The sequence below is a fragment of the Actinoalloteichus hymeniacidonis genome (genome assembly GCF_014203365.1).
Taxonomy (GTDB): Bacteria; Actinomycetota; Actinomycetes; order Mycobacteriales; family Pseudonocardiaceae; genus Actinoalloteichus_A; species Actinoalloteichus_A hymeniacidonis.
In genome coordinates, this window is sequence record NZ_JACHIS010000001.1 from 3,626,515 (window position 1) to 3,645,392 (window position 18,878).

At 70.0% G+C, this 18,878-nt stretch carries 12 protein-coding genes; 5 read left to right on the plus strand and 7 right to left on the minus strand.

The window, feature by feature from the left end; all coding sequences use genetic code 11:
* Positions 1-13: 13 nt before the first annotated feature.
* Entirely contained in the window at positions 14-400 is a 387-nt protein-coding gene (locus BKA25_RS14830; protein ID WP_311734479.1) for an ArsR/SmtB family transcription factor, read from the minus strand.
* A 286-nt stretch (positions 401-686) separates the two neighbouring features.
* Between BKA25_RS14830 and BKA25_RS14835 the strand changes: the two genes are divergently transcribed.
* The 4 genes from BKA25_RS14835 (at position 687) to BKA25_RS14850 (ending at position 7,231) form a co-directional block, all read left to right on the plus strand.
* Entirely contained in the window at positions 687-1,931 is a 1,245-nt protein-coding gene (locus BKA25_RS14835) for a calcium:cation antiporter family protein (protein ID WP_069848997.1), read from the plus strand.
* Positions 1,932-2,238: 307 nt separating this feature from the next.
* A complete protein-coding gene (locus BKA25_RS14840; protein ID WP_069848995.1) occupies positions 2,239-4,959 on the plus strand; it encodes an exo-rhamnogalacturonan lyase family protein in 2,721 nt (906 codons plus the stop codon).
* Positions 4,960-5,314: 355 nt separating this feature from the next.
* Complete coding sequence (locus BKA25_RS14845) at positions 5,315-5,686, plus strand: DoxX family protein (protein WP_069848992.1); 372 nt, start codon at positions 5,315-5,317, stop codon at positions 5,684-5,686.
* Between the two features lie 327 nt (positions 5,687-6,013).
* Positions 6,014-7,231, plus strand: coding sequence for an MFS transporter (locus tag BKA25_RS14850; protein ID WP_069848990.1), 1,218 nt, complete (start codon positions 6,014-6,016; stop codon positions 7,229-7,231).
* Positions 7,232-7,596: 365 nt separating this feature from the next.
* Here the strand turns inward: BKA25_RS14850 and BKA25_RS14855 are convergent, their stop codons facing one another.
* From BKA25_RS14855 to BKA25_RS14880, 6 genes are all read right to left on the minus strand, one after another.
* Positions 7,597-9,516, minus strand: a complete 1,920-nt coding sequence (locus BKA25_RS14855) for an ABC transporter ATP-binding protein (protein WP_084642942.1) — start codon at positions 9,514-9,516, stop codon at positions 7,597-7,599.
* Positions 9,513-11,225, minus strand: a complete 1,713-nt coding sequence (locus BKA25_RS14860; protein ID WP_069848988.1) for an ABC transporter ATP-binding protein — start codon at positions 11,223-11,225, stop codon at positions 9,513-9,515. Before BKA25_RS14860 ends, BKA25_RS14855 begins: the two co-directional genes overlap by 4 nt.
* Complete coding sequence (locus BKA25_RS14865) at positions 11,222-12,055, minus strand: ABC transporter ATP-binding protein (protein ID WP_084643645.1); 834 nt, start codon at positions 12,053-12,055, stop codon at positions 11,222-11,224. Before BKA25_RS14865 ends, BKA25_RS14860 begins: the two co-directional genes overlap by 4 nt.
* A gap of 22 nt (positions 12,056-12,077) precedes the next feature.
* The gene (locus tag BKA25_RS14870) at positions 12,078-13,169 is read right to left on the minus strand and encodes a FecCD family ABC transporter permease (protein ID WP_236750760.1); all 1,092 of its coding nucleotides are present in this window, start codon (positions 13,167-13,169) and stop codon (positions 12,078-12,080) included.
* A 20-nt stretch (positions 13,170-13,189) separates the two neighbouring features.
* Positions 13,190-14,224 carry a FecCD family ABC transporter permease gene (locus BKA25_RS14875; protein WP_069853610.1) on the minus strand — a complete coding sequence of 345 codons (1,035 nt, stop codon included), beginning with the start codon at positions 14,222-14,224 and terminating at the stop codon, positions 13,190-13,192.
* 183 nt (positions 14,225-14,407) lie between these two features.
* Positions 14,408-15,430 (minus strand): iron-siderophore ABC transporter substrate-binding protein, encoded by a 1,023-nt coding sequence (locus tag BKA25_RS14880; protein ID WP_069848985.1) that lies wholly within the window; start codon positions 15,428-15,430, stop codon positions 14,408-14,410.
* Positions 15,431-15,835: 405 nt separating this feature from the next.
* Between BKA25_RS14880 and BKA25_RS14885 the strand changes: the two genes are divergently transcribed.
* A complete protein-coding gene (locus BKA25_RS14885; RefSeq protein ID WP_084642937.1) occupies positions 15,836-18,868 on the plus strand; it encodes an AfsR/SARP family transcriptional regulator in 3,033 nt (1,010 codons plus the stop codon).
* Positions 18,869-18,878 lie beyond the last annotated feature (10 nt).

Below are 18,878 nucleotides of genomic sequence, written 5' to 3' on the forward strand. Positions count from 1 at the left end.
ATAGCCCGAAGGCTCAGCTCAGCGGCGGGTCGGGAGCAAGGCTGCCGTCGGGAGCGATGTGCTCGAAGATCTGGTCCACCAGGGCGACGACGTGCGGGTCGTCGACGGTGTAGAAGTGCTGACGCCCCTCCCGGCGAGCGGAGATGACCCCGGCCAGCCGAAGCTTGCCCAGATGCTGACTCACCGTGGCGATGCTGACGCCGACGCGACGGGCCAGGGTGCCGACGTCGTATGACCCGTGGGCCAACAGCCACACCAGATGCAGTCTCGGCCCGCTGGAGAGCAGAGCGAAGGTGGCCGCAGCGGCGCTGAGCTGCACCGCGGTCGGCTCTGGCGCGGAGCACGAATGCGTGCCCGGCTCGGCGGGTGCTGAATCGGATTGGACCATGGCGATCTTCATTGTCTCGCATGCACCACCACCAGCACGAGACCGGTGTCGGCAAACCTCCCATTTCGTCGTTTCGTCGATTGCGAAACCATCGAAAGGTATGGCAGCATGGGCTCGTTCCGAAGGGGAGTAGCCCGCAAGCCCATCGTCGACACGCTGAGACCCACCTCGGTCTCCGGCGTTGGGGCCCGGCCCATCCGGCGGCCAGGGTGGGCGAGACCTTCGGCCAGCAGCCATCGCCTGGCCGAGGTCGTTCTTCGTCCCCGCCCTGGCATGTGCTCGACCGGGGAAGGTATCCATGTTCGCCAAGCTGATTCGCCCGCTGGGGTTGTGCCTGATACTGGCGCTGCCCGCCTTGGTGCTCCGGATGGGTGGCATCCACCCGAGCCCGCTGATCGCGCTGCTGCTGTTCGGCGCGGGGGTGGTGGCCGCGTCGTTCGTACTGGCCTGGGCCGCCGAGGCCGCACAGGTGGATATCTCCGGCGGGCTGGCCATCGCGATCCTCGCCGTGATCGCGGTACTGCCGGAGTACGCGGTCGATCTCTACTTCGCCTTCACCGCGGGCAGTAATCCCGAGTACGTCGCCTACGCCGCCGCGAACATGACCGGATCGAACCGGTTGCTGTTGGGACTGGGATGGTCCCTGGTGGCGCTGATCGCCCTCGCGGTGGCCAAACGCCGCACCGGCAAATCGCTGCGCGCCCTCACGCTGGACTCCGGCCACCGGGTCGAACTGGGCTTCCTGCTGGTGGCCTCCGTGCTCGCCTTCACCATCCCGTTGACCAGCCAGATCCACATCACCCTCGGTATCGGCCTGCTGATCTTCTTCGGCTTCTACCTGTGGAAGGTCTCGCGCGGCGACACCGAGGAGCCCGAGTTGGTCGGCCCCGCCGCCACGATCGGCGCCTTGCCGGTCAAGGTCCGCAGGCCGCTGGTGGTAGGCCTGTTCGTCGGTTCCGCCACGGTCATCCTGATGTGCGCCGAGCCCTTCGCGGACGCATTGATCGAAAGCGGCGCGCAGCTCGGCATCGATGAATTCCTGCTGGTCCAGTGGTTGGCGCCGTTGGCGTCGGAGGCTCCGGAGTTCATCATCGCCATCCTGTTCGCCCTGCGCGGCAACGGCGCGGGCGCCATCGGAATGCTCATCTCGGCGAAGGTCAACCAGTGGACGCTGCTGGTGGGTAGCCTGCCGGTCGCCTATCTGATGGGCGGCGGCGACCTCGCCCTGAATCTCGATTCCCGGCAGGTCGAGGAGTTCCTGCTGACCGCGACCCAGACTCTGCTGGGCATCGCCGCGCTGCTGGCGCTGCGCTTCCCGCGTTGGGCGGCCTGGACGCTGCTCGGCCTGTTCGCCGTGCAGTTCCTCTTCCCCGGTCAGGAGGCCAGATACGTACTCAGTGGGGTCTACGCGGTGATCGCACTAGGCGCCTTCGTCTATCACCGCAGGTACCTGCTGCCCACGCTGGCCGCGCCGTTCCGGGCGCATCCGGACGAGGTGGCGGCCGCAGAACCGGTGGAATCGGGGCGCCGCTCCGGTTCCTGATCGGTGGGCATGGCAGTCCCACCCGAGGGCCGCGCTCGGCACCGGAAGTGCGGCCCGTCCGGTGTCGATGCGTGGGGTTCGAGCCGGGGACGGGTGGCTGAATCCGGCCTCGCACGGTCACCGGCATTGACCGGAGAGTGAGGCCGGCTAGGTTCGGAAATCGACATCCCCGCCGCGGCGATGCCCGTCCCGCCCGCTCCACCAGCGAAGAACGCACTGCGCTCCACCGTGGACTCGAGGATCCCGCTCGATCCCCACCGACGACGGGTCGCGCCTCGGGTCAACGCCGACGGAACGGAGCTCGTCCATGCCTGGATTCGGCCGACGTGGTTTTCTCGCCGGAACGGTTGCCGCAGGCGCCGCCGCCCAACTCCCCTGGCTCGGCACGCCGATCGCCGCAGCGGCCCAGGACTCACCTGCGGCACCCGACGAGGTTCGGCTCGGCTGGCTGGAGGGCGGTGCGCCCGCCGAGACACCCGGAACCACCTGGGGCGTGCCCTGGCCGAAGGGTGCGCTGCCCGCCGATCAGCCCTTCGCACTGCATACCGAGAGCGGCGAGGCCGTGCCCGTGCAGACCTGGCCGATCGGCTACTGGCCCGACGGCTCGCTGAAGTGGTCGGCGCACTCCGTCGGGCCGCACACCGCCGCCGAGGGCTACCGACTCACCCCGGGTGACGGCGCCGCACCGCAGGCCCCGGTCACGGTGCAGGAGGACAACCGCACCGTCACCGTCGACACCGGGGTGATCCAGGTCCGCATCCCGCGCAGAGGATCCACCCTGGTGGAGTCGATCAGCCGAGACGGCGTGGAGATCGCCAGAGCGGGCGAGTTGATCCTGATCCGAGGCGACTCCCCCGAGGACGGCGACGAGGGCACCAGCAGACGCGAGCGGTTCATCGGGCGGACCGACACGGTCACCGTCGAACAGACCGGGCCGGTCCGTGCCGTGGTGCGGGTGTCGGGGATCCATCGGGCCCGACGCGGCGGCCGCGAGATGCTGCCGTTCACCGTGCGGCTGTACTTCCACGCGGGCGCCGAGAACCTCCGGATGATGCACAGCTTCGTCTTCGACCGGGACGGCCAGGAGGACTTCGTCCACGGTCTGGGCGTGCGATTCCAGGTCCCGATGCGCGACCAGACCCACGATCGGCACATCAGGTTCGCGGGCCAGGACGGCGGTCTGCACGCCGAGGCCGTCAAGGGGCTCACCGGCCTCCGCCGCGATCCGGGCGAGGAGGTGCGCAGCGCACAGGTCGCCGGACAGCCGACCCCGCCGGTGGCCACCTTCCCCGACAATGTGCGCACCCGCCTGCACCTCATCCCGGACTGGGGCGACCACAGCCTGAGTCAGTCGTCCTCGGAGTCCTTCCAGGTCCGCAAGCGCACCAAGGAGGGCCACGCCTGGATCTCGGTCGACAGTGGCGGCCGGGCCGCCGGGCTGGGGTATGTCGGCGGCATCAGCGGCGGTCTGGCCTTCGGGTTACGCGACTTCTGGCAACGCCATCCCACCCAGCTCGACGTCCGCAACGCCGCGAGCGACACCTCGGAGGCGACGGTGTGGCTGTACTCGCCGGACGCCAAGCCGATGGACCTGCGGTTCTTCCACGACGGCCTCGGTCAGGACACCTACGAGGAACAGCTGGAGGCCCTGGAGATCACCTACGAGGACTACGAACCGGGCTTCGGCACGGCGGAGGGGATCGCGCGCACCAGCGAACTCCTGTTCTGGGCGCTGCCCGCGACACCGAGCTCGCAGCGGCTCGCCGCGATGTCGACGGCGGTGAGCACACCACCGCTGCTGACCGCGCCGCCCGCCCACCTACACGGCGCCGGAGTGTTCGGCGACTGGAGCCCGGTGGACCGGTCCACCCCGGCCAAGGCGGAGATCGAGGACCGGCTGGACTTCCTGTTCGACTTCTACCGCGATCAGATCGACCAACGACACTGGTACGGCTTCTGGGATTACGGCGACGTGATGCACACCTACGACGCCGACCGGCACGTCTGGCGCTACGACGTGGGCGGCTACGCCTGGGACAACTCGGAGCTGGGCACCGACATCTGGCTCTGGCTGCACTATCTGCGGACCGGCAGCGCCCAGGCGTTCCGGCTCGCCGAGGCGATGGTGCGGCACACCGGCGAGGTCGACGTCTATCACTCCGGCCCGTACGAGAAGCTCGGGACCAGGCACAATGTGCAGCACTTCGGTTGCAGCGCCAAACAGGTGCGGATCTCCACGGTGGCCAACCGTCGCTACTACTACTTCCTGACCGCCGACGAACGGGTCGGGGACCTGATGCACGCCCAGATCGACGTCGATCAGACCTTCCTGACCCTGGATCCCAGTCGCAAGGTCCGCGACGACGTCTACGAGCCGGACCCCAACGCCTTGAGCATCGGCACCGGTACCGACTGGAGCGCGCTGGCCATCGCCTGGTTGACCGAGTGGGAGCGCGGCGGCGATCCCATCGCCAAGGAGAAGCTGCTGGCAGGCGTGGAGACGATCCCCCAATTGCCGCACGGCTTCTACACCGACGGCGAACGCTACGACATCGACACCGGGCGCTACCACCTTCTCGAGGATCACGGGATCAGCGTGTCCCACCTCAACGCGGTGTTCGGCCAGGTCGAACTGTGCAGCGAGTTGATCGACCTGCTGGACGATCCCGCGTTCACCGAGGCCTGGCTGCAGTACTGCAGGTTGTACAACGCCACCGCCGAGGAGCAGGAAGCCGAGTTGGGCGAGTCGCTGGGCAATCTGAACCTGGGCCAGGGGCATTCCCGGCTGACCGCCTACGCGGCGCACCGCCTCGACGATGCGGCGTTGGCCGAGCGTGCCTGGGCGGAGTTCTTCGGCGGAGCCGCCGGTTACGGTCCCGACATCGAGTGGACCACGACCCGGATCGAGGGCGAGCACAGCCTGAATCCGGTGGACGAGGCCACGTTCGTGTCGACCAACGCCAGCGCGCAGTACGGGCTGGCGGCGATCCAGAATCTGGCGCTGATCGGCGACCGCCTGCCGAACTGACCACACCCGACTCGGCCAGTCCTCGCCGTGCGCATCGGCGAGGACTCCCCGAGTGCTCCGCTCCTCGATCGGACCCGCGGGTGACGCAACATCGACCACTCATCGAATCCCGGACGGTCGATGCGCCAAGCGGGTGGTTACCCGACGATCACGAGTGCATCCGCTCGGTGATCGGTAGCGTGGAATGGACAGCGGCACGGGGGTGCCGCACGGTCACCAACCCGGCGGGTGTCCGGGTGGTGCGGTCCTGGCTCGCCGTGGTCATCGGCGACGGATCGCTCCAGCCGACATACCCGCAGGCCGTCCCGTGCGACACAGGGGCGCCCCGCGAGGCAGCCCCGCGATAGGAGCCTTGGTGAGCATCGCCATCTGGGTGCTGCAGATTCCCCTAGCCTTGACGTTCTTCATCTCCGGAATCATGAAACTCGTGCAACGGGAGCACGAGTTACTGGTCAACATGCCCTGGTCGGAGGAGTTCCCCGTCCGGCAGGTCCGCATCATCGGCGGAATCGAGTTACTGGCGACCGTGGGCCTGGTCGCCCCCGGTCTTCTCGGCTTCGCGACCTTCCTCACTCCGTTGGCCGGGGTCGGGGTGGCGCTGCTGATGATCGGCGCGGTGGTCGTGCACGCCCGCCGATGGGAGATCCGACCGATGCTGGTCAACCTGTTGCTGTTGGTGGCGGGGGCCGTGGTGGCGTGGGCCCGATTCGGCCCGATCCCGTTCTGACGGCAGCGCAGTACGCAGGCGTGGACGCAGGTGTGGACAGTGCCCGGCAGCTGATGAGTGAGGCCCCGTTCGGGGCGCGGACCAGGATTGACCTGGGAAGGTACCGCTCGCGGCTGCGGCGATGACCGAGGGCGCCTGCCGACGACGACCAATGCGGACAGTCGGCGCACCGCAGAGGCGATCACCTACGCACCGGCGACTCGGCGGCTCGCCGAGCCGGGTTCGCACGCCGATGTGGCGCAGTGACGAACCAGGGGCAAGGCGGTAGGTTCTGATTGAGGAAAGCGCTTTCCCCTGCCGGTCCCGTCTCAGCGTGAGGCTCTCCTGGTGTCACTCTCGCGATATCGCGAACTGCTCTCGATTCCCGCCGTCCCCGGTCTACTCGCCGCCTCGGTTCCCGCCCGCGCCTTCACCGGGATGACCAACCTGGCGATGCTGTTGTTGGTCACCCAACACCACGGATACGACGTGGCCGGGTTGGTCACCGGCTGCTCGGCCATCGGCTCGGTGTTGGCGGGTCCCGCAGTGGCGAAGCTGGCCGACCGCGTCGGTCGACGACTCGTGCTGTTGATCGGTTCGGTCGGCTACTCGGCGACCCTCGTCCTGCTCACGATCCTGCCGCCCGAACCGTTGGCGTTGATGGCGGTGGCCGCGCTCGGCGGCGCGTTCACCCCGCCGGTGTTGGCGGCGCTGCGGGCGGCGTTGGCCGCGCTGACCTCCCCGCAGCAACGACTCACCGCGTTCTCCCTCGACTCGACGCTGCAGGAGATCGTGCTCGTCACCGGCCCGATGTTCACCACGCTGCTGGTCGCGTTGGCGAGCCCGTCCGCTGCCCTGATCGGTTCCGGAGTGCTCACCCTGGTGGGCACGCTCCTGTTCTGTGGGCAACGCGCCGCCGAGGCGGGCAGATCGGCCCGGACAGCGCGTCCGACCCGGACCGAACGCGGTCGGAGCCGCAGCCGGTTGGCCGGGCCCGGCTTCGTCATGATGCTCGCGGCGGCGAGCGCGCTGCTCGCAGGCCTGGTGGTGGTCAATCTCGCGGCGGTGGCGGGCGCGGGCGGTCCCGACGCGCCGACCGCGTCGGCCATCATGCTGGCCTGTGTCGCCGCGGGTTCCGGCGTGGGCGGACTGGTCTTCGGCGCGCGGGCCAAGGGAGACACCGCGCTGGCGCTGTTTCCCGGCGGAGTGGCGGTGGGCGCGGTGCTGCTCGCGCTGGCACCGGGGATCGGGATACTCGCGGTGCTGCTCTTCCTGTTCGGCACGATGGTCGCGCCCGCGCTGACCATGCTCTACGACGGCATCACCCGGCGGGCGTCGCCGAGCCGGGCCACCGAGGCCTACGCCTGGTTGGCCAGTGCCACCGGCGTTGGCGGGGCGCTCGGCAACATCGTCGGCGGGTCGGTCGTCGAACACCTCGGTCCGAGCACGGGATTCCTCGTCGCCGCAGCGCTGCTCGGGACCTGCGCGGTGATCTGTCTGCTGCCCGTGCTGCGCAGACCCGGGGTCGGCCCCGAACCGTCGAGCAGCGAACCCGCGTACCGGTAGGACGGGACACCCGGCTTTCATCCCGGCGGCACGGCGAGGGAGTCGAGCCGGCCGTCGGGTCACGGCCGATGCTGCCGGCGGTGGTCATCACCATGACGGCCGAGGCGATGGTCGGGATGCTCCGGCTACTGCACCTGCAACGCGGGTTCGACCTGAGGATCACCGAGATCGCGTTCGTCCTCCTCCCCGGCGCGATCGCGATGGGGGTCCTGCCGCTGGGAAGCAGGGCTCCGAGGACGGCGTGGCCGGGATCGTCTACGGCGCCGCGCGAATCTGGGCCCTGGTCGATGCGCTGTGCACGATCTGGCAGGTCGTTCGGCCCGACGGGCGGCCGCAGCTCATCTCGAGCCGCCGCGTCGGGTGCCTCACGCTGTCTCGTCCGCCTCGCGGCCCTGCCAGGCCGCCCACAGCCGGGCATACCGGCCCCCCGCCTCGACCAGTTCGGCGTGGGTGCCGCTCTCGATGATCCGGCCGTGGTCCAACATCACCACGCGGTCGGCGGCCACCGCCTGCGGCAGCCGGTGGGCCACCACCAGGGTGGTGCGTCCCTCGGTGGCGGACACCGCAGCCCGTTCGAGTTCCCTGGCACCGGCGCTTCCCGCCTCGGCACTGGCCTCGTCCAGGATCGCCACCGAGGGGTCGGCGAGAACGAGCCGGGCCAGCGCCAGCTGTTGTGCCTGTGGGGCGGTGAGTCTGCGCGCGCTGTCGCCGACCACGGTCTGGACGCCGTCCGGCAACGCCGTCACCCAGCCCCGGGCACCGACCCGGTCCAGCGCGGCGAGTACCTCGTCCTCGGTGGACTCGGGGGCGGTCAGTCGCACGTCGTCGATCAGCGGGCCGGAGAAGACATGCACCTCCTGGCTGATCAGCACCACTCGGCGGCGCAGCGCCCGCAGGCCCAACTCCCCCGTGGCCACCCCGCCGAGCGACACCGAACCGGAGGTGGGCCGGATGACACCCGCCGCGATACCCGCCAGCGTGGTCTTGCCCGCACCGCTGGCACCGACCAGGGCGACTCGCTCGCCCGGACGGATGTGCAGGGTGACGTCGTCGAGTACCGGCGGGCCCTCGCCGTACCGGTGGGAGACCGCCTCGATCCGCAGGCCCGAGTCGACGGGTTCCGGCGGGTCGGCGGGCTCCGGTTCCACCGGCATATCGGCTACTCCCACCAGCCGAGCCAGGCTCGCGCCCGCCGACTGGACCTTGTCGAATCCCATCATCACCGCGCTGAGCGGGTTGAACAGTCGATGGAAGTACAGGGCGGCCGCCGTCGTTGCGCCGACCGTGACCAGGTCGGCCCGGACCAGTAGGAAGCCGACGATGATGATCGAGGTCAACCCGACGAACTCACCGAGGTTGACCCGGATCCCGAACCGGGTGAGCAGCCGGAAGACTCGGACCGAGATCGATTTCGCCGCCTCAGAACGGTCGTCGATCATCGCGACCCGCTCCGCGTTCCAGCGGTAGGCGTCGACGGTGGCGCGGCCGTGCAACGAACTCATCATGACCTCGGCACGCTCCGCGATGGCGACCCGTTCCGAGGCATACCCCGGGCCCGATCTCGGGAGATACCAGAACAGTCCCCGGATGTAGATCGGCAGCGCGACGAGACCGGCCAACCCCAGCCGCCAGTCCAGGGCCACCAGGCCGCCCATGGTCAGCAGCAGCGCCAGCACGGCGGAGACCAGCACCGTCGCCTCGCCTGCGACCATTCGACCGACCACGGCCACGTCGTCGCCGACCCGGGACAGCAGGTCGCCCGCGCCCACCCGTTCCAGGGTGCCGGCAGGCAGATGCAGCGCGCGGTCCACCACTCGCTCTCGCAGCCGGGCCAGCATCGTCTCGCCCGCTCGTACCATCAACGCACCCGCGAGCGCGGTGAAGGCGCCACCCACGAGCGCGGCGACGGCGATCAGCAGCACGGTGCGCAGTACGTCGCCGCCCGTCGCGCCACGGGTCACCGCGTCGACGAGATCGCCGAGGGCCCAAGGCGCCACCAAACCGCACAGGGTGGCGAGCACCCCGGTGATCAGGGCGGCCGAGGTGGTTCCCGGGGTGCGGAAGAGCTCCGCGACCACCACGTTCCACGTCCGGGACGCGGTGGCGATCGGGAGGACCGAGGGCGGCTCGGTGTTCACCGCCTGCCGCGTCCGGTCCTCGGCCCCGGTCGCACCGCGCTCCGGCTGCGCGCCGGCTGCCGGCGGGGTCCGGCGGTCCTCGGGTTGCGGCTGGGGTCGGGGTGGCGACCCGTGGTCACCCGCCTGATCGGTCGGCGAATAGGTCATCGCAGGACTCCGCTCCGGTACTGCTCGTCGGCCGCCGTCAACTCGGCATGGGTACCCACCAGCCGGACGCGGCCGTCCACGATCGACACCACCCGGTGGGCCCTGGCCAGCAATGTGGGGCTACTGGTCAACACGATCGTCGTTCGAGGCTGCGGCACCTCGGGACCATGGCGGAGCTGGAACAGGTTGCGCGCGATGGTCTCCTCCGTGACCGCGTCGACGGCCGTGGTGGGGTCGTGCAACACCAGGATCGGCGGGTCGGTGACCAGGGCCCTGGCCAGGCCGAGGCGCTGGCGCTGCCCACCGGAGAGCGTGGCTCCTCGGTCGACGACGACGTGGTCCAGGCCCTCGGGATGGGCGGCCGCGACCTCGTCGGCTGCGGCGGCGCGCAAGGCCGAGGCGACCTCCGGTTCGGTTGCCATCGGCCGACCCGACGAGACCGTCGACCGCAGCGAGCCCTCGAACAGGTCGACGTGGTGGTGCTCCACCAACAACACCCGGCGCAGCTCGTCGAGTCGAAGGGTGTGCAGCGGGGTCTCCCCCAGCCACACTCCGGAGTCCGGTGCGGCGGTGCCCGCCTCGACGGGCAGTCGGCCCGCGAACACCTCGAGCAGTGCCTCGGCGTCCCTCGGGTCATCGGCCACCACGCCGACGAACTCCCCCGGCTCGGCACGGAGATCGAGGTGCCGCAGCGAGCCGTGGTCCACCTCGGTGAGACGCAGCACCGGCGGCCCGACGAGATCGCCGGTGCCCGCATCGACGCGATGCGGCGCCTGCAGGACCGTGGTCAGTCGCGCGGCGGAGGCTCGCGCCACGGCGAGGGTCTGTCCGCAGTAACCGAACAGCTGCACCGGCTCCGCGATGAACTGCGCGAGTCCGACCACGGTGATCAACTCGCCGATCCCGATCCGGCCCTCGACGGCATACCAGCCGGCGAAACCCGCCACCGCCGCGAGCAACAGGCCGCTGGCGGCGGTCGTGGAGCCTCGGTAGACCCCGATCGGCGTCGCGGCCCGCAGGGTGCTGCGCAACGCTCCCGTGCTCAGCTGCCGGTACCGTTCGCCCGCGCTGTGCTCGGCGCCAAGACCGCGCAGTGCGTGCAACCCTCGAATCAGATCCGTCGCCAGCGCGGAGAGCCTGCCGACCGCAGCCTGCTGTTCACCGCTGCGGCGGGTGAGCAGCGGCGCGGCGAACTGCAGCAGCAGCACCAGGACCGGGACACCGATCAGCACGCCGAGCCCGAGCGGCACATCGATGCTCAGCAGTACGACGGCGGAGAGCACCATGGCCGTGGACCCGGCCACCGCGAGCATGACGACGTCGAGCACGCCTGCGGAACGCTCCGCGTCGGTCGTGGCCACCGAGAGCAGTTCCCCGGCGGGGGTGTCCCCTCGGGTTCCCCTCGGGTCCAGGACTCGCCCGGCCACCTCGACACGCAGTAGGTGGGTCTCCTCCTGCAACGCCCCGAACAACGATCGAACGCCGGTCCGGTAGGCCACGTTGAGGGTGAGGAACAGCATTCCCAGCGCGGCGACCGACAGGGCCAGCGCGCGGAAGTCGCCGCTGACCACCGCGCTGTCGATGATCAGGCCGATCGCCACCGGGACCATCGTCTCGGCGGCCTGGTGCGTACTCAGGCCCAGCACCCCGACGGCGAGCCTGCGGCGATGTCTGCCCAGCGCGCGGCGGAGCAATCCTCCCGGGGTCACGATGCGGCGGAATCGGCGCCTGCGGCGGCCATGGCACCGTGATGCCTGCCGATCGGCACCACCATCGGTGTGGCCGAGACCGGGCAGGGCACCACGCGGGAGGACATGTCGAACACGTCGGACACCAGTTCCTCGGTCACGATCTCGGTGGGCGGCCCCTCCGCCACGATCTCGCCGTCCTTCATCGCGATCAGGTGGTCGGCGTAGCGGCAGGCCAGATTCAAGTCGTGCAGGACGAGCACGACGGTGGATCCCTTACGTCGGTTGAGATCGGTGAGCAGATCCAGCACCTCAACCTGGTGGCTGACGTCGAGGAAGGTGGTCGGCTCGTCGAGCAGCAGCAGATCGGTCCCCTGTGCGAGGGCCATGGCGATCCACACCCGCTGTCGCTGCCCGCCGGAGAGTTCGTCGATGGATCGGGCCGCCAACTCCAGCGTGCCGGTGGCCAGTAAGGCCTCGGCGACCGCGTCGTCGTCGCCGCTGCTCCACTGGCGGAACCAGCCCTGGTGCGGATAGCGGCCCCGGCCGACCAGGTCGGCGACGCGGATGCCCTCCGGCGCGGTGGGCGACTGCGGCAGCAACCCGAGCACGGCGGCCACCGCCTTCGTCGACTGCGTGTTGATGTCCTTGCCGTCGAGGTAGATCGTTCCGGCTGCGGGCGAGAGCAGTCGCGCCAGACCGCGCAGCAGTGTCGACTTGCCGCACGCGTTGGCCCCGACGATCACCGTGACCTTCCCCGGCGGGATGTCGACGCTGAGGCCCTTGACCACCTCGCGGCTGCCGTAGGCCAGGCGCAGGTTCTCAGCGCTCAGCGTGTGTCGGTCTGTCATCGGCAAACTCCTCATCCGCTGCTCATTCACTGCGACCCACCCGGTTCGATACCGCCAGCAACCACAGCAGGTAGGGGGCGCCGATCAGGCCGGTCACCACGCCGACCGGGAAATCGGCCCCGGTGATCAGGTGTTGCGCCATCAGGTCGGCGACCACCACCAGAAGGCCGCCGACCAGGGCCGACGGCAGTAGCGCCAGGCCTGCGCCGGTGAGCAGCCGTCGAGCGATCGGCGCGGCGATCAACGCCACGAACGACACCGGTCCGGCCGCAGCGGTGGCCACGCTGGCCAACGCGACCCCGATCATGATCAAACCCAACCTCGACCGTTCCACCCGCACTCCGAGGGCCGAGGCCGAATCGTCGCCCAGCTGCAGCGCGCGCAGCGGACGGGACAACACGACCACCCCGGGCACCAGGACGAGTAGACACCACACCAGCGGCGTGGCATGGGCCCAGGTCCGGGCGTCCAGGCTGCCGGTCAGCCAGACCAGGGCCTCCTGGGCGGTCTCGATCCGCGTCCTGGTCATCAGATACGAGACGACGGCCGAGAGGATCGCAGCCACCGCGATCCCGATCAGGACCAGGCGCTGCCCGGTGACTCCTCGGCGCCAGGCCAACAGATAGATCGCCGCTGCGGTGGCCAGGCCGCCGAGCACGGCCCCCACCGACACCAGCGTGCCGCTCACGCCGAACACCACGATGCACAGCACTGCGGAGGCCGAGGCGCCCGAGGTGATCCCGATGATGTCGGGGCTGGCCAAGGGGTTGCGCAACAGGTTCTGGAACAGCGCTCCTGCCAGACCGAGTGCGACGCCCACCAGGATCCCGGTCAGCGCCCTGGGCAGCCGCAGTCCGCCGATGATGAACTCGGTGGCCGGTTGGGCTCCGCCGGTCAACCACGCCAGGACCTCGGAGACCGGGATGGGGAATTCGCCGAGCGCCAACGCGGCGACGAAGGCGCCCAGCAGTGCCACCGCGAGCACCAGGGTCACGGTCACCTCTCGGGTGCCGTGCCCACGTCGGGCCGAGGCAACCATCCGCCTGGCCTGCTCCCGTTGGGAGGCGGACCGGGCGGTGGGTGGGGAATCGGGTACCGGTCTCGAACTCGACACGGTCGTCCTGTCGGGGGCCATCACAACTCCGGCAGACTGCGTCGACGGATCAAGGCGATGAACACCGGCGCACCCAGCACCGCGGTGACGATCCCGACCTGCAGTTCGCCGGGATGCGTCACGACCCGGCCCAGGATGTCGGCCACCAGCAGCAGGATCGGGGCGAGCAGTGCCGAGTAGGCCAGCACCCAGCGGTAGTCGGGTCCGGTGATCAGTCGGGCGATGTGCGGGACGGCGAGCCCGACGAAGCCGATCGGACCCGCCGCCGCCGTGGCCACGCCACAGAGCAGGACGACGACGCTCAGCACGATGAGCCGGTCCCGTTGCACCCGCCTGCCCAACGACCTGGCCAGGTCGTCGCCGAGCGACAGTGCGTTGAGCAGTCGCCCGAAGAACAACGCGACGACCAGGCCGACCAGGACGAACGGCAGCGCCTGCACGACGACGTCCATTCCACGGCCCGCCAGCGCGCCGACCTGCCAGAATCGGAAGCGGTCGAAGGTCCCGCCATCGGTGATCAGCACCGCCGTGGTCAGCGACAGCAGGGCCGCACTCATCGCCGCGCCCGCCAGGGCCAGCTTGACCGGCGTGGCCCCGCCGCGTCCCACCGCCGCCACGCCGTAGATGACCACGACGCTTGCCGCGGCTCCGGCGAATCCGAACCAGACGTAGCCGGTCAGGGTGGTGACGCCCAGGACGCTGATGGCGATGACCACGAAGAACGCCGCTCCGGCGTTGACCCCGAGGATGCCGGGGTCGGCCAACGGATTGCGCGTCACGCCCTGCATCAGGGTGCCCGCGACGCCGAGGGCGGCGCCCGCCAACACACCGAGCAGCGTTCTGGGCAGTCGCAGTTCCCGCACGACGAGGTGGTCGCTGTCGGACGGATCGAAGGTCCAGAAGCCGTTGTGGAAGAAGGCATCGAGGACCACGGCGGGCGGGATCGGCTTGGTGCCCACCGCGAGACCCGCCACGGCCGCCGCCACCAACAACACGACCAGCCCGACGAGTCCGGCGCTCAGCCCGATCCTCTTGGTGGCGGACCGCCCCGCCATGGCCGCCGAGGCGCCCGCGTCCGGGGGTGTCGCGCGGTCCGGAGCAGGTTCGACGTCGTCGGGAGTTCGCAGCGCGGTGCCCACCGCCGACCCGGTCGGTCCCCGGTCGAGCTGCCGTGGACGGTCGCCGTCATGGTGCATCTCTGAGGTGTCCTTCTGCCTTGTCGACTACAGCGTCGCCGGTCAGCGGACCTTCTCGACCAGTTGCGGCACCAGCTCGTCGATGACGAAGGGAATGCTCAGCACGGTGTTGTGCGCCATGGCCAGACCGGGGTCTCCGGTCGCCAGCCAGATGACGTCGTCGCGCTCGACGACGTCCAATGCTTGGAAGACGGCGTCGTCCTCGGCCGCCTCGCGATCGCCGTCCCGTTCGAGGACCACGAGCACGTCCGCCTCCAGCAAGTCCATGCGCTCGGCGCTGAGGTCGAGGTAGAAGGACGCGCCGTCGTCGAGTTCGGCAAGGGCGTCGGGGAGCCGCATCCCCATCGACGACAGGAACTGGCCGCGCGGATCGAGGTCGGTGTAGGGCCAGTAGCCGCCGTCGGGGTTCGGCAGCAGCGTCGCGCCGGTCTTGCCCGCCAGCTCGGGGTTCTGCTCCGCGGTCTCCTGGAGCAGGGTCTCGGTCTCCTCGATCAACGCGGCGGCCTCGTCCGGCTTGCCCACTGCCTGGCCGATGACCTCGGTGTGCTCCTGCCACGGGATCGCGAAGTCGGCCTGATCGGCGGACCGGACCACGGTGGGCACCAGTTCCGAGAGGGCGTCGTAGGTCGTCTGGTCCATAGCGGAGGTGACGCCGATGATCAGATCCGGGGCCAGCGCCAATACCTCCTCTGGATCGGGATCGGTGGCGCTGGGGAAGATCTTGGGCTCGGCGTCGCCCAGGAGTTCCTCCGCCCACGGTCCCACGTTCTCCATGGAGAAGCCGGGGTGCACCGCGATCGGGGTGACGCCCAACGCCAGCAGCGGGTCGTGGTCGGTGATGCCGAGGGTGACGATGCGCTGCGGCCGATCGGTGATCTCGGTCTCGCCGAACTGGTGCTCGATGGTCACGGGGTAGGCCTCGCCCACGCCGCTGTCACCCGCCAGTCCTGCGTCGGTGTTCGACGCGGAGTCCTCGGTGCCGCCACAGGCGGACACCAGTAACAGCGTGCCCGCAAGGCAGGCGACCGCCCGGCGTAGATTCCGGGGTGACGGGTGCGAGGGCATGGGGTTCCTTTCACCAACGAACCAGAGTTAGGTCAGGCTAGCCTAAAGCTTGCAGGTGATCGGTGGTACACGGAGGTGGCACGGATCGCTTCACTCGGCGCCGACCCCACCCGAGGAACCCGACCGCGGAACCCGAGCGACGACCCACCGTCGACCGGTCCGGACGCAGCGTGTGTTTTCCGGACCGCCACGGCCGATCGGCCACTTTTCCCCCTCGCCACGCGTCGACCAGCGGGTTCTACACTCGAATCGTGATCATGCCGCGTCGCCCACCAGCGGCGAGAAGACCATGAACACGCCGTCACCCGGAGTGGCTCGGCATCGGCGGATCCGCCCGCGGCCGACCGACGGCCTGAGGCGAGGATCCGAGGGTGACGGGGTCCAGGCGAGGACGCGAGGACACGGATGGATTCGAACGAGATCCAGGCTTGCGAGCCGATGTTCCGGCTACTGGGCGCGGTGGACGTCCAATCCGTCGAGCTACCGCTCGGACCGCCGAAACAACGCTGCCTCCTCGCCGCGCTGCTCCTCGAACCCGGGCGCACCCGCACCGTCGAACAACTCATCGACGCCATCTGGGGTGAGGATCCGCCCGCCTCGGCACGCAAGGCGATCCAGGTCTACGTCTCGAACCTACGTCGCGCGCTGGCCCCGCTGCGGGATGTCGCCCTCGAGACCGCCTCGGGCGGATACCGGCTGGTGAGTCCCACCGTGGCCATCGATCTCCTGAGATTCCGAGAACTGGTCGATCGCGCGGGCACCGAATGGGGCACCACTCGCCGGACCCTGCTGCACCGCGCCGTGCGCTTATGGCGCGGCACTCCCCTCTCCGGCACCGGCGACAGCGACTTCATCCTGCGCAATCAGGCCCGGCTGCAACAGGAACGGCTGGAGGCACTCGAAGCCCGCATCGCCGCCGATCTCGACGCCGGTGAGATGGCGGGGCTGACCCGCGAACTCGATGGGCTGCTCATCGAGTTCCCGCTGCGGGAACCGCTCTACGAGCTGCTGATGTTGGTGCACTGGGCCGAGCAGCGTCCCAACGAGGCGCTCGCGGTGTTCGCCACGGCGGGCAGGGTGCTCTCGAGGGAACTGGGCACCGACCCCGGCACCGCGCTGCGCAGACTGCACCGCCGACTGCTGGCCGCCGATCGACGTTCGGCCGAGACCACCCACACCGCGCCCCGGTTGGCCCAACTGCCCGCGGGCACCCCGCAGTTCACCGGTCGCCGGGCCGAGCAGCGACGCATCGCGACGTTGCTCGCCGACGCAGACGCGGGTACCAGTCCGGTGATCGTCGTCGACGGGATGGCGGGGGTCGGCAAGACCGGGCTGGTGTTGCGATGCGCCCACCAGGCAGCGGACCGATATCCGGACGGACAGCTCTACCTGGACATGCGCGGCCACGGCGGCGGCAATCCGGTCTCCGCGCAGGAGGCGCTCGAACGCCTGCTGCGCTCGCTGGACGTCCCGGCCGAACAGATTCCCGAGGACGAATCGGCCGCCGCCGCGCTCTATCGCAGCACGCTGTTCGGGCACAGGCTGCTCATCGTCGCGGACAACGTGGGACACGCCGAGCAGATCTACCCCTTGATCCCCGGGGATCTCGACAGCCGGTTGATCGTGACCAGCAGGCATCGACTCAACGGGTTCATCGCGAGGACGGGAGCCGACTCGGTATCACTGGACGTGCTCTCGACCGGGGAGTCGGTGGAGCTGATCGGCCGGGTCGCGGGGCCCGACGTCGTGCTGCGGGAGCCCGAGGCGGCCAAGACGCTCGCGGCCCTGTGCTCCTACCTGCCGCTGGCCCTGCGCATCGCGTTGGCCCGGATGTCGGCCGAGGACGGTCTCGGCGGGCTGGTCCGGCGGCTGGGGGCGGGCCGACCACTGGCCGACCTGCATTTCGACGACGATCCCCACGCCTCGGTGCGCACGGCGTTCCATCACTCCTACGTTCTGCTCCCCATCGCCCAACAACGCCTCTTCCGGCACATCGGGCTCAGCGGGCTCGGGGAGATCGACGCCCACGGCGCGGCCGCCCTATTGGAGATCGAACTCGCCGAGGCCGACGACCACCTGCGCAGGTTGGCGGAGGCGCATCTCGTCGAGCCTGGCGAGAACCGGGGGTTCCGCCTGCACGACGTGGTTCGCGAGTACGCGATGGAACTCGGTTCCGAACGGGACTCCGCCGAGGCCAGGGCGGCCGCATTGGGTCGGCTGCTGGCCTACTACCAGCAGACCGTCGAAGCGGCGGTCCACCACATCATCCCGCCGCATGACCGCCCCGCGCGGACTCCGGCGACCCAGCACCACTTCGCCGATCGGGCGACGGCGCTGGCCTGGCTGGACTCGCAGCAGGTGAACGTGGTGATCCTGGTGGAACAGGCGGCCGAGCAGGGCCGGGTCCGAGCGGCCTGGCAGCTGGCCGACGCGCTCTGGCGCTACCTGCTCTTCCGCAGGCACATCACCTACTGGCTGTCCACTCACCGGGTGGCGCTGCGCAGCGCGGAGCTCGCGGGCGATCGCATCGGGGAGGCCATCACCCTGACCCACCTGGCGATCGGCACTTTCAGCGCCGGGCGTTTCCACGAGGCACAGCGATTGGCGGATCGGGCGCTGATCCTGCACCAGCGCTCCGGGGACTGGGCGCACGAGTGGCAGACGATGAACAGCCTCGCCAATTGTGCGTTCCGGCTCGGCAACAGCGCCGAGGCGCTGGAATGGCATCGCCATGCCGCCGCGCTGTGTCGTCGCCACGACGCGGTCGCCATGCTCGCGGGCACCATGACCAACCAGGCACTGCTGCACGAGCAACTGGGCGAGTTCGCCCAGGCCCTGAGTTGCTCGGAACAGGCGCTGACCGCCTATCGGCAGATCGGCGACCGACCCGGCGAGGCGCGGGTGCTGAGCAATCTGGGCAAGATCCTCACCCGCAGCGGTGATCCCGGGAGGGCGTTGGAGGTACTCCGCGACTGCCTGGCCATCAAGGAGGAGTTGGGCGACCGGGACAGTCTGGCCGCCCCGCTCGCGAACCTGGGCAGCGCGTTGGCCCGCCTCGGCAGGCTCGCCGAGGCCGCCGAGTACCACCGGGAGGCGCTGGAGATCGTCCGGCGTACGGAGCCGACCGTGGCGGCGGAGATCCTGAACTCGCTGGGTCTGGTGCTCACCGCGATGGGCGAGGCCGCCGAGGCGATCCGGCACCACCGGGCGGCGCTCTCCTCGGCTCGACAGTGTCGGGACCGCTATCAGGAGGCCAAGGCCCTCGACGCGCTGGCGACGGCGCACCGATCCCTGGGCGAGCACGCCACCGCGCGGGAGCGACTGCGCGATGCACTGAGCGTCTACGAGGCCCTGGGCGTCCCCGAGGCCGAGGCGACCCGCAGCAGGCTCGCCGAGGACGCCGCGGCCGACGCGGACCGGGCCTGCCCACACGGCTGATGCGTGCGGG

Bases quoted from the DNA above. Each gene is read 5' to 3' on its own strand.
- BKA25_RS14830 (WP_311734479.1), bottom strand. From the start codon at position 400: ATGAAGATCGCCATGGTCCAATCCGATTCAGCACCCGCCGAGCCGGGC.
- BKA25_RS14835 (WP_069848997.1), top strand. From the start codon at position 687: ATGTTCGCCAAGCTGATTCGCCCGCTGGGGTTGTGCCTGATACTGGCG.
- BKA25_RS14840 (WP_069848995.1), top strand. From the start codon at position 2,239: ATGCCTGGATTCGGCCGACGTGGTTTTCTCGCCGGAACGGTTGCCGCA.
- BKA25_RS14855 (WP_084642942.1), bottom strand. From the start codon at position 9,516: ATGACCTATTCGCCGACCGATCAGGCGGGTGACCACGGGTCGCCACCC.
- BKA25_RS14865 (WP_084643645.1), bottom strand. From the start codon at position 12,055: ATGACAGACCGACACACGCTGAGCGCTGAGAACCTGCGCCTGGCCTAC.
- BKA25_RS14875 (WP_069853610.1), bottom strand. From the start codon at position 14,224: ATGGCGGGGCGGTCCGCCACCAAGAGGATCGGGCTGAGCGCCGGACTC.
- BKA25_RS14880 (WP_069848985.1), bottom strand. From the start codon at position 15,430: ATGCCCTCGCACCCGTCACCCCGGAATCTACGCCGGGCGGTCGCCTGC.
- BKA25_RS14885 (WP_084642937.1), top strand. From the start codon at position 15,836: ATGGATTCGAACGAGATCCAGGCTTGCGAGCCGATGTTCCGGCTACTG.